Here is a 12,438-nt window from a genome sequence, read left to right on the forward strand (position 1 = left end):
GTCAGCGGGGGGCGGATGGCACGCGCAGCACGCGCTGCGCCTGGCAGAGATCCTCGCGCGCGTGTTCCTCGACCCGTCCATCCGCGAAGCGGACGCGCAGATCGGCGATGCAATCGAACCGAGCGGGCGGGGTCAGGTGCAGCGCGCTGCCGGCCGGCAGCTCGATGCGGCCGATCAGGGAGGGGCCGTATCGCTGTTCGCCCGCGGGCGACAGCTCGACGCCGACCACTGCCTCGGGGCCGAGGTTCATCAGCATGAAGGGATGCGGGCGGCGGTCCTGCGCGAAAGCGAGCGGCGTCGCCGCCACTATGGCCGCGACGACCGTGCCAAGGCCTTCCCACCCTCGAAACGCAACTCGCCGGCGGCGCACAGATCGACTCCGGGACGGTCCTCGGTCCTGCCGCCAATGTAGACGACGCGGATGTTGAACAGGCAACCCTGCCCCTCCGGCGCGCGGACCAGCACGGCGTTGCCGGGCGTGACCTGCGCGCTGCCGAGCCAGTCCTCGCGCCCGATCCCGTCCTCGGCGCGCGCGACGAACAAATTCGTGATCGTGCTGTCCGCGGTGTTCATCAGCCGCGCGGCCAGGGCCGGGCGGGGTGCCGGGGCCGCCGCGGGGGGCGCCGCGGCGAAGGACCGCGGGGCCGACGACGGGGGCGCGGCCGCGACCTCCGCCGTGGGTGCGGTCGCGGGTGCCGAGGCCAGTGCGCCGGCCGGCGCCGTCGGCGTCGTCGTGCCGAGCAGCGCGCGAATCCGCGGTTCGTACATCCAGGCCGCCGCCCCCAGGGCGATCACCAGCGCGACGATGATGAGGCCGAGCGCCACCGTCGCGCCGCGTCCCGCGCCCGGCTGCGGGGTGTGAGGCGCCGGGTCGGCGGCCTTCTTCGCCGCCTTGCCGGCGGGCGCGGCGGGGGGCGGGGCCGCGGGCCGCTGGGACGGCCTGTCCTGCGCGACCGGCCCGGGCGGCGGCCGCTGCGCGCTGCTCGCCCGCGCCGCGGCGACCAGCGCTGCCGCCTGGCCGCGCGGGATCTCGATGGTGGCATCGGCCGCGAGCGCCAGCCGCACGCCCACCGCCAGCGCCTCGGCATGCTGCTCGACCGGCGGGGGATAGACGTTCAGCCAATGCGACCCGGCCAGATGCAGGCGGAGCGCGCCGCCGGGCTGGCAATCCTCGATGCGCACGGGCACCAGGGCGAGGGACTGGGACACCGCCGTCACCACCTCGTTCCTGACATGGACGGAGGAGGCGGTGTTACGCGACAGGATCAGCACCATGGCGTGCGCCCGGCCGATCGCGGTCAGGATCGCCTCGCCCCAGTCGGCGCCGGCGGGCACGTCGCGCGGCGCCATCCAGCAGACGATGCCGCGCGTCTCCAGCGCCGCGCACACCGCATCTGCGGCGGCACGGTCGGCTGACGCGTAGCTCAGGAAAACGTCATGCGGCATGGGCGGCGTCCGGGGACGTCGTTTCTGGCACAGCATGGCCTTTCGCGCCATGCGCCTGCATAGATTGCTGCCCATGGGCCCGACCCGTAGACTGGATTCCCCACCCCGCGGCCGAGGCCAGATGTCCGACCCGCTCGCGGAGGTCCTGGCGATGGAGGCCGAGGGCCTCCTGTTTTCCGCCCATGACCGGGCCATGGCCGCCCTGGCCGAGCGCCCGGACGACGTGGCGCTTCGCTACCGCGCGACCCTGACCATCGCCCGGGCCGGGGCGACGGGCATGGCGCTCGACCTGTTCCATCGCCTGCACCTCGATGCCGAGGCCGACCCCGAGGTCGCCGCCCTCGGTGCCCGCCTGATCAAGGACCGGGCCTTCGAACGGCCGGCGGCCGAGCGCGGCCCGCTGCTGGCCGAGGCCGCCCGGCGCTACCAGGGCCTCTGGCAGCGGAGCGGGGAGGGGTGGCACGGCGTCAACGCCGCCGGGCTGCGGCTGATCGCCGGCGAGCCTGGCCCGGCCGCGGAGATCGCCGAGCAGGTGCTGTCGGGCCTGCGCGACAGCGGGGACTACTGGTCCGCCGCGACCAGGGCCGAGGCGCTGCTGGTCGCCGGCCGGATCAGCGAGGCGCATCGCGCGCTCGAGGAAGCGGAACAGCGCGCCGGGAGCGACCTGTCCGCCCGTGCCACCACGCGGCGCCAGATGCGGCGGGAGGCCGCCGCACTCGGCCTGCCGCCCGCCTTCGTCAACGTGCTGCGCGTGCCATCGGTGCTGCACTACACCGGCCACATGCCGAGGCCTGGCCAGGACGACCCGGCGGTGGAAGGCGAACTGGCCGCGAGCCTCGATGTCGCGATCGCGGCCGAACGGGTCGGGGCGGCCTTCGGGGGGCTCGCCGCCGGTCTCGACATCCTGGCGGTCGAGGCGCTGCTGCGCGCCGGCGTGACGCCGACGGCCGTGCTCCCCTGCGACCCCGACACCTACGAGGCCTCCTCGGTCGCGCCGGCCGGGGAACGCTGGGTGCCGCGCTTCCGCGCCCTGCTGGCCAAGGTGCGCATCATCCAGCTGGACGAACGGCCCTTCCCCGACGACGACCTGCACCTGGCGATGGCGGCGCGCCGCGCGATGGGCCTGGCACGGCTGACCGCCCGGCACCGGGACGGGGAGGCGGTCCAGGTCGCCGCCTGGGATGCGCTGCCGGCGCGCGGCGCGGCCGGCACCGGGGCGGATGTGCGAACCTGGACGGCGGCGGGCGGGCGTTCGCTGCATCTGGGCTGGCCCTGGCGGCGCATCGGCGTCGGCAACGGTCCGCCGGAGACGCGCCGCCGGCCGATGGCGGTGCTGTTCGGGGACCTGCCACGCTTCAGCGCGCTGGACGATGCGGGTCTCGAGACCTTCTACGACGGGCCGCTCGCCGCCATGGGCGCCGCGCTCGACCGCTATCCCGCGGCCTATCGCAACGCCTGGGGCGACGCCGTGCAGGTCGCCTTCGAGGATGTGCGCGACGCCGCCTGCTGCGCCTTCGACATGCGCGCGGCGCTGGCGGCGCAGGAACCGCCGATCCATCCGCGCTTCGCGCTGGATTTCGGGCCGCTGCTGCCGGTGCGCGACGCCGTGCAGCAGGCCGACAAGTTCTCGGGCCGCGCCATGACGCGCGCCGCCCGGATCGAGCCCGTCACCCCGCCCGGCCGCATCTTCGCGACTGAGGCCTTCGCCTGCGAGATCGCGCTGCTGCCCCGCAGCGCCGGCCTCGCCTGCGATTATGCGGGGCGCATCCCGACCGCCAAGGGCTTCGGGTCGCTGCCGCTCTACGCATTGCGCCGCGCGGGCGCCGAGGAGGAACTGGCATGAGCGACACGCGTCTGGCGGAGGAACTCGGCCGCATCGGCCTGTTCCAGGCCCTGCCGGCAACCGCCCTGGCGCGCCTGGCCGAGGGCGCGCGGCGGATCGCGCCGGCCGACGGCGCGCCGCTGTTCGGCCAGGGCGATCCGCCCGATGCCGTCTACGGCGTGCTGGAAGGCCGCGGCCGCGTGCGCGTCGGCGCGCCGGACAACGCGGCCAAGCGCCTGATGGTCGAGGTCTTCCGCGCGGGGGACATCTTCGGGGAGATCGGCGTCCTCGACGGCGCGCCGCGCAGCGCCGATGCGGTGGTGATCGGGGAGGTGAAGCTCGCCCGCATCCCGGCCACGGCCTTCCTCGAGACCGCGGAGAGCGAGCCCGCGCTCGGCCTCGCGCTGGCGCGGCTGCTGTCGTCGCGCCTGCGGCGCACCTTCGGCCTGCTGCAGGATGCGACCTTCGCGCCGCTCGAGGTCCGGCTGGCGCGGCAGGTGATGTACCTGCTGAAGGCGGACAGCGTGAAGACGGACAAGGGCATCCGTCTCGCGGCGCGGTTCCGGCAGGGGGACCTTGCCGACCTGCTGGGGGCGACGACGCGCAGCATCATCTCGATCCTGAATGCCTGGCGCGCCTCGAACCTCGTTTCCTACGACACCGAGAAGGCGTTCCTGTTCGTGCTCGACGAGGCGGGGCTGGCGGCGGTGGCGGCCGGGCCGCGGGACGGAACCTGACGCGCCGCATGGGACAATGCACGGCGATCGGCGGCATGGGCCGGCAGTGGCCGGTCGCGGCGGCGATGCTGGTCCTGTCCGGGTCCGCCCTGGCGGAGGGGCCGACCGCGAAGCCGCAGCCCTTCGGCGGCATCCCGCTGGTCAGGCCGCATGCGGGCGGACCCGTTTCGTCGGCACCGGCCTCGCTGGCCGAAATTCCGGGGCCCGCCTGCACCATCCAGCAGATCCCGGTGTTCAACGCGGCACTGGTCGAGGCGCGTGCGCGCCTCGCGGTCGCGGTGCGCCTGGTCCGCGACGAGCCGGCGCATCCCCATGTCCGGCAGTGGTTCGGCAATGCCCCGCCGCAGGTCGTCCTCGGCAGGCTGCAGCGTACGGCGACGCGGCTTGCGAACACGGCTGGGTTCGACATCCATTGCAACGATCCGGCCCGATGCAACGCCGGTGTCGGCGGCTATGTCCAGGTCTGGTCGCGCGTCCTCCACGACGCGCAGGGGCGGCCCGCCGTCTCCTACCGCGTTGATGAAGGGCAGGTGATCGGTGTCTGCCCGCCCTTCTTCCGCGCCACGATGGACGGGGTGGGCACGCGCTGGGGAATCCTAATCCACGAGGCGTCGCATGTCGCCGCCGAGACCCATGACCATGCCTACGTCCGGACCGACAGCCTGGCCCTGGCGCGCGCGAACGGCGCGCGTGCGGCGGAGAACGCCGACAATTTCCGACTGTTCGTCGAGACCCTTCCCCGATCGTGATCGGCACTGCCCGCCGATGCGACGTGCAGCGGTTCATGGCGCGGTGGATCGCGACGTGCTTGGCTGGTGGCCGACCATGCGAATGACGCCAATATCCTCGCTGTGCCGACGAGGTCTGCCCGCAGTCGGGCTTTTGCTCGTCGCTGTGCCTGTGCTGGCCGATGTGCCGAGCGGGAAGCCGCCGCGCGACGCCAACGCACCCGTGGCCCAGGCCGACCTGCCGACGACCAAGCCGCCGGCGCTCGAGCCGCCGCGCCAAGTGCTGCAGGTCGAGGCGCCGACCGCGAAGCCGCCGCCGCTCGAGCGCGGGCTTGCGGACATTCCGGGCCCCGCCTGCACGCCGGAGCATCGCGCGGCGATCGACGAGGCGCTTGCCGCCGCGCGCCCGCGCCTCGCCGCGGCGCTGCGCATGGTGCGCGAACAGCCCGACCATGCGCATGTCCGTCGCTGGTTCGGCGATGCCTCGGCGAAGGTCATCGGCATGACGTTGGAACTCACGGCGGCGCGCCTGGCCGACGTGTCGAACATCGAATTCCAGTGCAACGATCCCGGCGCCTGCCCCGGCGGGCGCTTCGCCTATGCGCGGGAACGCGACCTGGTCCTGGGCGTCTGCCCGCCCTTCTTCCGCGCGCGGATGGACGGCACCGATTCCCGCTGGGGCATCCTGGTCCATGAGGGATCGCACATCGCGGCGAACACGCGCGACCACGCCTACCGCCCGAACGGGGCGATGCGGCTGGCGAAGGAGAATGCCGCCCGGGCCGCCGAGAACGCCGACAACTACGAGTATTTCGTGGAGACGCTGCCGGAGTAGCGGCGTTCAGCGCGCCCGCAGCACGAACAGCGCCGCGACGGCGGCAAGGCCCAGCCCTGCCGTCAGCAGCAGCGACTGCGCGCCATAGGCATCCACCAGCAGCCCGAAGAAATACGGCGCGAAGGCCTGCGAGGCCCGCGCCGGCGCCGTGATGAACCCCTGCCGTTGCCCGTAGCCGACCGGGCCGAACAGCGCGAGCGGCAAGGTGCCGCGCGTGATCGTCAGCATCCCGTTGCCCGCCCCGTGGATCAGCACGAACACCGCCGCCATGGGCGCCCCGCCGGCCAGCAGCACGGCCACCGCGATCGGATGCGCGGCCGCCGCGATGCGTGCCGACACCAGCGGGCTGATCTTCCGCAGGAAGCCGAATTCCAGGATCCGCGCGCCCACCTGCGCGGGGCCGAGCAGCGTGCCCGCCGCCACCGCCGCCGCCGCGGTGGTCCCCGCCGCCTGCAGCAGCCCCGGCAGATGCGCCCCGAGTGCCGACGCGCTGAACCCCGCCGTCGCGAGCACGAAGGCGAGCAGCGCCATGTCCGCCATCCGCGGCTCCGGCCCGGCCGCGGCAGTGACGGCGGCGGCGCGTTCCGGCGGCGGGACGCGCGGGATCAGCAGCCGGTTCAGCGGCAGGCCGAGCACCACATGCAGCACCGCCCAGCCGTAGCAGGCCCCGCGCCAGCCCCATTCGGCATCCATCAGCGCGGTCAGCGGCCAGCCTACCGTACTTGCGAAGCCCGCGATCAGCGTGATGCCGGTGATGCTGTTCCGCGCGTCCTTGCCGTAGAGACCGGCGAGGGTGGCGAAGGCGGCGTCATACAGGCCCATCGCCATCGCGACGCCCAACACCGCCCAGGCGAGGCCGAAGACGACCGGTCCCGGCGCGAAGCCCATCAATGCGAGCCCCGCGGCGAAGACCAGGTTTGAGACGGCCAGCACGTCCCGCCCGCCCCGCGTGTCGATCGCGCGGCCTGCGGCGGGGCCGAGCAGCGCCGTCAGCAGCAGCGCGACCGAGAAGATGCCGAAGACCGTCGCGCGGCTGATGCCGAACTCGCCGGCGATCGGCGTCGCGAGGATGGCGGGCAGGTAGTAGGACGACCCCCAGGAGAGGGTCTGCGTCGTACCCAGCACGGCGACGGTGAGCGCGCGGTTGGCGGTGGCGGTCATCGCGCCATCCTCCCGCCGCGGCGCGCCGCCGCCAAGCCGGACAAGCGCCCGATCAGTCCGTGATCGGGCGGCCCAGCGCGGCTTTGTAGCGTTCGGCCACGCGTGCCTTGACCTCGGGGTTGATGATGCGCGGCGGGAAACGGCCGGCGGCGAAGGCGGAGAAGGCCTCGGCCGCGATGCGGGTGATCATCGCGCGGCTTTCATGCGTCACGCCCGCGGTGTGCTGGGTGCAGATCACCGCCGGGTGGGAGAGCAGCGGGTGGTCCTTCGGCGGCGGCTCCTGCTCCCACACGTCGAGGCCGGCAGCCGCGATGTGGCCCTTCTGCAGGGCGGCGAGCAGCGCACCCTCGTCATGGATCGACCCACGCGCGGTCGTCACCAGCACCGAGCCCGGCTTCATGGCGGCGAAGGAATCCGCGGCCATCATCGCGCGGCTCTCGGGCGTCAGCGGGCAGTGCAGGGAGACGATGTCGGACTGCGCGCAGAGCTCGCGCAGGCTGTCGATCTTCTCCGCCCCGCGGTCGGCCACCGTCGCGGCATCGACATAGGGATCGTAGGCGAGGACGCGGCAGTGGAAGGCGGCGTTCAGGATGGCCGCGGTGCGTGTGCCGACATTGCCGATGCCGACCAGGCCGACCGTCTTGCCGTAGAGGTTGCGGCCCATGAATTCCTCGCGCTTGTGCGCGCGGCCTTCGCGCATCGCGGCGTGGCATTCGGGGAAGCGCTTCAGCAGGGCGAGCATCATGCCCACGGCGTGTTCCGCCACGGCTTCCGCATTGCCGCCGGCCTGGTTGACCAGCAGCACGCCCGCCCGCGTGCAGGCGCCGGGATCGATGGTGTCGTAGCCCGCGCCCTGGGAGGCGGCCATCAGCAGGTTCGGCAGCCGCGCCAGCAGCGCGTCGTTGATATGGAACGTCTTCGGCAACTCGTCGCGCGAGGCCTTCACGTAATAGCCCTGGCAGGTCTCGAGGATCCTGAGCGCCGCTTCCTCGCCGTCGTCGAGGGTCATCCGCACCACCTCGAGCGCCGGATCCTTCGCGGCCGTCTCGAGGAAGGTCGGGTGCGGCACCCGGATCAGATAGGCGAGACGGAAGCGATCACTGGCTGCGGACACCTGGCGTTTCCCCTTTGCGAACCGCGCCCTGGGTAGCGCGGGACGCCGGGATGCGCCAGACGGCGGGTCAGCGGCGGAGCGACAGGATGTAGGCCACCACGTCGTCGATCTGTTCCCGCGACAGGCGGTAGTCGGGCATGTTGCCGTGCGGCGACTGCAGGAAGACGCGCAGCGACATCGAGGTGGTGGAAACCATCTGCGCCACCGCAGGGAAGGGTGGTGCGGCATCGTTCGCCGAGCCGGGGCCCCCGACGGCGATCTGGTGGCAATTGGCGCACCAGGTCGTCGCCAGGCGCTGGCCGGCCCGGACGTCCCCGGGTTCGGGCTGCGCCAGGGCCGGCGTCGCCGCCCCGAGACCGAGAAGCACCAGACCCGTCGCGACCCGCATCGGAACCTCCGTGACTGCGCATGAATGCTGCCGCGCCGCGGCCCGCCGGTCCAGCGGTCAGGCCATGTAGGCGCCACCGTTGATGTGATAGACCTGCCCAGTCACCCAGGCCCCGGCATCCGAGGCGAGCCAGGTCATCAGGCCGGCGATCTCCTCGGGCCGGCCCATGCGGCCGAGCGGCAGGGCCTTGGCCATCTCGGCCAGTTCGGTCTCGGAATTGCCGTGGCGCGGCTGGGCCGTGTCGGTCAGGCCCGGCGCGATGGCGTTGACCCTGATGCCATGCGGCGCCAGCGCCAGCGCCATGGACCGCGTCAGCCCGATCACGCCGTTCTTCGTCGCCGAGTAATGCACGCCGAACACCGCGCCGCGGACCGCGGAGGAGGAGAGGTTCAGGATCGTTCCGCGAATGCCCGCGGCGACCATGTGCCGTGCCGCCGCCTGGGCGCAGAAGGCGCTGCCCTTGAGGTTCACGCCGAGCACGCGATCCCATTCCGCTTCCGTCATCTCGAGGAAGGGAACGCGCGGGAAGATCCCGGCATTGTTGACCAGCACCTCGATGCGGCCGAGCCCGGCGACGGCGGCGTCCACCAGCGCGGCGCAGGCGGCGCCGGTGCCGACATCGCCCTGCACCAGCACGGCGCGGCGGCCAAGGGCCGCGATCTCGGCGGCCAGTGCCTCGGCCGCGGCGCGGTCGTCGAGCCAGTTCACCGCAACGTCGTAGCCCGCCGCGGCAAAGCCACGCGCGGCCGCCGCCCCGATCCCCTGCTGCGCGCCCGTGACCAGCACGCCCTTCGTCATCCCGCTCATCCCAGACCTCCAGCCTGGTCGGGAGCATCGCGGGGCTTGCCGGGCGGCGCAACGGGTGGCACCCCTCAAGGAGACGGGAGAAAGAAGCGCCATGGATCTTGCCGGGCTGTTCTCGCTGGACGGGCGGCGCGCCTTCATCACCGGCGCATCGGGCGTGCTGGGCGCGCATTTCGCGCGGGTGCTGCACGGTGCCGGGGCGCAGGTGGCGCTCGCCGCGCGGCGCATGGATGCCGTCGCGGCGCTGGCCGCGGACCTCGGGCCGCGCGCCGCCGCGGTGACGCTCGACGTGACCGATGCCGCACATGTCGCCGCCGCCTTCGACGCCGCCGAAACGGCCCTGGGCGGGCCCTGCGACATCCTGATCAACAATGCCGGGATCGCCGTGACGAAATCCTTCCTGCAGCAGGAGGCCGCGGACTGGGACGCCGTCATGGCCGTGAACCTCCGCGGCTGCTTCCTGGTGGGGCAGGAGGCCGCGAGGCGCCTGGTTGCCGCCAAGCAGCCGGGGGCGATCGTCAACATCGCCTCGGTGCTGGGCGAACGCGTGATCCCGGGGGTGGCCGGCTACACGGCCGCCAAGGCCGGGCTGCTGCAGTTGACGCGCCAGATGGCGGTGGAACTGGCGCGCTACGGCATCCGCGTGAATGCGCTGGCGCCGGGCTATGTCGCGACCGACATCAACCGCGACTACTTCGCCTCCGAGCCCGGCCAGGCGATGATCCGCCGCGTGCCGCAGCGCCGGTTGGGCAGCCCCGAGGATCTCACCGGTCCCCTCCTGCTTCTCGCCTCCGCCGCCGGCGCCCACATGACGGGCGCGACGCTGACGGTCGATGGCGGCCATTCGGTCAACCCGCTGTAGGACGACGCGCCATGGACTTCACCCTGCCGCCCGAGATCGAGGAGATCCGCCAGCGCATCCGCCGCTTCGTGGACGAACGGCTGATCCCGCTGGAATCCGACCGCGTCAACTACGACGAGCACGAGAACATCGCGCCGCATGTCCTCAAGGAGATGCGCCGCCAGGCCAAGGCCGAGGGCCTGTGGGCGCTGCAGATGCCCAGGCGCCTGGGCGGGATGGAACTGCCCCGCATCGGCATGGCCGCCTGCTACGAGGAGATGAACCGCTCCATCTTCGGGCCCGTGGTGTTCAATTCCGCCGCGCCCGACGACGGCAACATGATGATCCTCGACAAGGTGCTGCCCGAGGCGATGAAGGCCGAATGGCTGCAGCCAATCGTGGACGGGGCGGTGCAGTCGGCCTTCGCCATGACCGAGCCCGATGGCTGCGGGTCGGACCCGAACCTGACCTACACGCGCGCGGACCGGGTGGGCAACGACCGCTGGCGCATCACCGGGCGCAAGTGGTTCATCACCGGCGCGGGCAACGCGCAGATCTTCATCATCATCGCCCGCACCTCGGACGACGAGCGGAAGGGGCTGTCCGCCTTCCTCTTCAAGGCCGAGACGCCGGGCTGGAAGATCGTACGCCGCATTCCGATCATGGGGCCGGAGGAGCATGGCGGGCACTGCGAACTCGAATTCGATGGGCTCGAGATTCCGGACAGCCAGCGCCTGCTGAACATCGGCGACGGGCTGAAGCTGACGCAGATGCGCCTCGGCGTCGCGCGGCTGACGCATTGCATGCGCTGGACGGGACTGGCACGACGCTCGCTCGAGATCGCGATGGAACGCATCAAGCAGCGCGATTCCTTCGGCATGAAGCTGATCGACCGCGAGAGCGTGCAGGGCCTGGTCGGCCAGGCGGCGATGGAGATCGAGATCGGCCGCATGCTGACCATGCGCGCCGCCTGGGCGCTCGACCAGGGGTCCTTCGCGCGGAAGGAGGTGTCGATGGCCAAGATCGTCGTCGCCGACGCGCTGCAGAAGTCGGTGGACACGGCGCTGCAACTGCTCGGCGCGCGGGGCTATTCGAAGGACACCGTCATCGAATGGATCTACCGCTACGCCCGCCAGGCGCGGCTGGTGGATGGCGCGTCGGAAGTGCACCGGATGGTGCTGGCGAACCTGCTGCGCGCCGAGGGCGACGGCTTCTTCCGCTGGGGCCAAGCCGGGCATGGATGAGGCGCGCCGCGCCCGCCTGACCGACTGGCTGCGCGCCGCCTCCGGCGATCCCACGCTGGTCATCGAGAAGATGGCGCTGCTCTCCGGCGGCGCCATCCAGCAGAACTGGGCGGTGGACGTCTCCGACGGCCGTGCTTGGGTGCTGCGCACGGACAATGCGGCGACGCTCGCGGTCAGCCATGGCCGCGCGCAGGAATTCGCGCTGCTCCGCGCGGCCTTCGCCGCCGGCGTGACGGTGCCCGAGCCGCTCTTCCTGTGCGAGGACGCCGCCGTGACGGGCGCGCCCTTCTTCCTCATGCGCCGCGTCGCCGGCACCGCCGCCGCGCATCGCGTGGTCAAGAGCGAGACCCTGGGCGGCGGGCGCGAGGCCTGCGTGCGCGCGCTGGGTCGGGAACTTGCGCGCATCCACACCATCCGGCCGCCGCGGGTGGATCTCGCTTTCCTGGGCGAGCCGCCCGTCGACGCCTGCCGTGCCTTCGTCGCGGACCAGCGGGCGGCGCTGGACCGCCAGCGTACGCCGCGGCCGGTGCTGGAATGGGGGCTGCGGCACCTTGAGCGCACCGCGCCGCCGCCGGTGCCCGTCACGCTCTGCCACAACGACTTCCGCACCGGGAACATCATGCTGGACGAGCAGGGCGTCACCGCCGTGCTCGACTGGGAGTTCTCGCTGTGGGGCGATCCGCATGCCGATCTCGGCTGGCTCTGCGCGAAGTGCTGGCGCTTCGGCAGCGATGCGCAGGAGGCCGGCGGCATCGGCCCGCGGGCGGCGCTCTACGAGGGCTACGGCGAAGTGGACGATGCCCGGGTGCGCTGGTGGGAGCTCGGCGCGCATATCCGCTGGGCGTCGATCGCGGTGGACCAGGCGGAGCGCCATATCTCGGGCGTCGAGCGCAACCTCGAACTCGCGCTCACCGGCCACATGGTCCCGGGCCTCGAATGGGAGATCCTGCGCATGGTGGAGGCCCGCGATGCTGAGTGAGGAACCGGAGGCGGCCGACCTGCTCGCCACGGCGCGCGAGGTGCTGCTGAACGAGCTGCTGCCCGCATTGCCGCCGGACAAGGCCTTCGCGGCGCGCATGGTGGCGAACGCCATGGCCATCGCCGCCCGCGATGCCGCGCAGGACGCCTGGGAGCCGGAGACGCTGGCGCGCATGGCTGCGCTGGCCGGCGACCCCCGCGCATTCGCCGCCGCCATCCGCGCGGGCCGCTTCGATCCCGGCACGCCCGATCACGGCGCGGCAGCCGCACTGCTCGACGACCTGACCCGCGCGCGCTGCGTCGTCAGCGCCCCGCGGGCGCTCGGCAAGGGATGACCGCC

General features: G+C 72.8%; 14 protein-coding genes. 8 read left to right on the forward strand and 6 right to left on the reverse strand.

The window, feature by feature from the left end:
* Position 1 precedes the first annotated feature (1 nt).
* Both GWK15_RS19090 and GWK15_RS19095 read right to left on the reverse strand, forming a co-directional pair.
* Positions 2-307, reverse strand: coding sequence for a hypothetical protein (locus GWK15_RS19090; protein ID WP_168042974.1), 306 nt, complete (start codon positions 305-307; stop codon positions 2-4).
* A complete protein-coding gene (locus tag GWK15_RS19095; RefSeq protein ID WP_168042975.1) occupies positions 307-1,446 on the reverse strand; it encodes a toll/interleukin-1 receptor domain-containing protein in 1,140 nt (379 codons plus the stop codon). Before GWK15_RS19095 ends, GWK15_RS19090 begins: the two co-directional genes overlap by 1 nt.
* Before the next feature lie 121 nt (positions 1,447-1,567).
* Here GWK15_RS19095 and GWK15_RS19100 point away from each other — a divergent pair, with 121 nt between their 5' ends.
* From GWK15_RS19100 to GWK15_RS19115, 4 genes are all read left to right on the forward strand, one after another.
* Positions 1,568-3,289 (forward strand): tetratricopeptide repeat-containing protein, encoded by a 1,722-nt coding sequence (locus GWK15_RS19100; protein WP_168042976.1) that lies wholly within the window; start codon positions 1,568-1,570, stop codon positions 3,287-3,289.
* Positions 3,286-4,005 carry a Crp/Fnr family transcriptional regulator gene (locus GWK15_RS19105; protein ID WP_168042977.1) on the forward strand — a complete coding sequence of 240 codons (720 nt, stop codon included), beginning with the start codon at positions 3,286-3,288 and terminating at the stop codon, positions 4,003-4,005. Before GWK15_RS19100 ends, GWK15_RS19105 begins: the two co-directional genes overlap by 4 nt.
* Before the next feature lie 8 nt (positions 4,006-4,013).
* The gene (locus GWK15_RS19110) at positions 4,014-4,754 is read left to right on the forward strand and encodes a M35 family metallo-endopeptidase (protein WP_168042978.1); all 741 of its coding nucleotides are present in this window, start codon (positions 4,014-4,016) and stop codon (positions 4,752-4,754) included.
* Between the two features lie 145 nt (positions 4,755-4,899).
* The gene (locus tag GWK15_RS19115; RefSeq protein ID WP_168042979.1) at positions 4,900-5,568 is read left to right on the forward strand and encodes a M35 family metallo-endopeptidase; all 669 of its coding nucleotides are present in this window, start codon (positions 4,900-4,902) and stop codon (positions 5,566-5,568) included.
* Between the two features lie 6 nt (positions 5,569-5,574).
* Here the strand turns inward: GWK15_RS19115 and GWK15_RS19120 are convergent, their stop codons facing one another.
* The 4 genes from GWK15_RS19120 to GWK15_RS19135 form a co-directional block, all read right to left on the reverse strand.
* The gene (locus tag GWK15_RS19120; RefSeq protein ID WP_168042980.1) at positions 5,575-6,729 is read right to left on the reverse strand and encodes an MFS transporter; all 1,155 of its coding nucleotides are present in this window, start codon (positions 6,727-6,729) and stop codon (positions 5,575-5,577) included.
* A gap of 52 nt (positions 6,730-6,781) precedes the next feature.
* A complete protein-coding gene (locus GWK15_RS19125) occupies positions 6,782-7,843 on the reverse strand; it encodes an NAD(P)-dependent oxidoreductase (protein ID WP_168042981.1) in 1,062 nt (353 codons plus the stop codon).
* Between the two features lie 67 nt (positions 7,844-7,910).
* Positions 7,911-8,231: a c-type cytochrome gene (locus GWK15_RS19130; RefSeq protein ID WP_168042982.1), complete on the reverse strand. Its 321-nt coding sequence runs from the start codon at positions 8,229-8,231 to the stop codon at positions 7,911-7,913.
* A gap of 57 nt (positions 8,232-8,288) precedes the next feature.
* The gene (locus GWK15_RS19135) at positions 8,289-9,038 is read right to left on the reverse strand and encodes an SDR family NAD(P)-dependent oxidoreductase (protein ID WP_168042983.1); all 750 of its coding nucleotides are present in this window, start codon (positions 9,036-9,038) and stop codon (positions 8,289-8,291) included.
* A 91-nt stretch (positions 9,039-9,129) separates the two neighbouring features.
* Here GWK15_RS19135 and GWK15_RS19140 point away from each other — a divergent pair, with 91 nt between their 5' ends.
* The 4 genes from GWK15_RS19140 to GWK15_RS19155 are packed head-to-tail and all read left to right on the forward strand — an operon-like array spanning position 9,130 to position 12,433.
* Entirely contained in the window at positions 9,130-9,897 is a 768-nt protein-coding gene (locus tag GWK15_RS19140) for an SDR family NAD(P)-dependent oxidoreductase (protein ID WP_168042984.1), read from the forward strand.
* An 11-nt stretch (positions 9,898-9,908) separates the two neighbouring features.
* Entirely contained in the window at positions 9,909-11,120 is a 1,212-nt protein-coding gene (locus GWK15_RS19145) for an acyl-CoA dehydrogenase family protein (RefSeq protein WP_168042985.1), read from the forward strand.
* Entirely contained in the window at positions 11,113-12,099 is a 987-nt protein-coding gene (locus GWK15_RS19150) for a phosphotransferase family protein (RefSeq protein WP_168042986.1), read from the forward strand. Before GWK15_RS19145 ends, GWK15_RS19150 begins: the two co-directional genes overlap by 8 nt.
* Complete coding sequence (locus tag GWK15_RS19155) at positions 12,089-12,433, forward strand: DUF6285 domain-containing protein (protein WP_168042987.1); 345 nt, start codon at positions 12,089-12,091, stop codon at positions 12,431-12,433. The genes GWK15_RS19150 and GWK15_RS19155 overlap by 11 nt, the downstream gene beginning before the upstream one ends.
* The last annotated feature ends 5 nt before the right edge of the window (positions 12,434-12,438 follow it).

Source organism: Neoroseomonas oryzicola (assembly GCF_012163135.1).
In the GTDB taxonomy this organism is placed as follows: Bacteria; Pseudomonadota; Alphaproteobacteria; order Acetobacterales; family Acetobacteraceae; genus Neoroseomonas; species Neoroseomonas oryzicola.

Coding starts and splice junctions, on each gene's coding strand:
- GWK15_RS19105 (WP_168042977.1), top strand. CDS start 3,286: ATGAGCGACACGCGTCTGGCGGAGGAACTCGGCCGCATCGGCCTGTTC.
- GWK15_RS19120 (WP_168042980.1), bottom strand. CDS start 6,729: ATGACCGCCACCGCCAACCGCGCGCTCACCGTCGCCGTGCTGGGTACG.
- GWK15_RS19110 (WP_168042978.1), top strand. CDS start 4,014: ATGGGACAATGCACGGCGATCGGCGGCATGGGCCGGCAGTGGCCGGTC.
- GWK15_RS19100 (WP_168042976.1), top strand. CDS start 1,568: ATGTCCGACCCGCTCGCGGAGGTCCTGGCGATGGAGGCCGAGGGCCTC.
- GWK15_RS19150 (WP_168042986.1), top strand. CDS start 11,113: ATGGATGAGGCGCGCCGCGCCCGCCTGACCGACTGGCTGCGCGCCGCC.
- GWK15_RS19145 (WP_168042985.1), top strand. CDS start 9,909: ATGGACTTCACCCTGCCGCCCGAGATCGAGGAGATCCGCCAGCGCATC.
- GWK15_RS19155 (WP_168042987.1), top strand. CDS start 12,089: ATGCTGAGTGAGGAACCGGAGGCGGCCGACCTGCTCGCCACGGCGCGC.
- GWK15_RS19140 (WP_168042984.1), top strand. CDS start 9,130: ATGGATCTTGCCGGGCTGTTCTCGCTGGACGGGCGGCGCGCCTTCATC.
- GWK15_RS19095 (WP_168042975.1), bottom strand. CDS start 1,446: ATGCCGCATGACGTTTTCCTGAGCTACGCGTCAGCCGACCGTGCCGCC.
- GWK15_RS19130 (WP_168042982.1), bottom strand. CDS start 8,231: ATGCGGGTCGCGACGGGTCTGGTGCTTCTCGGTCTCGGGGCGGCGACG.
- GWK15_RS19135 (WP_168042983.1), bottom strand. CDS start 9,038: ATGAGCGGGATGACGAAGGGCGTGCTGGTCACGGGCGCGCAGCAGGGG.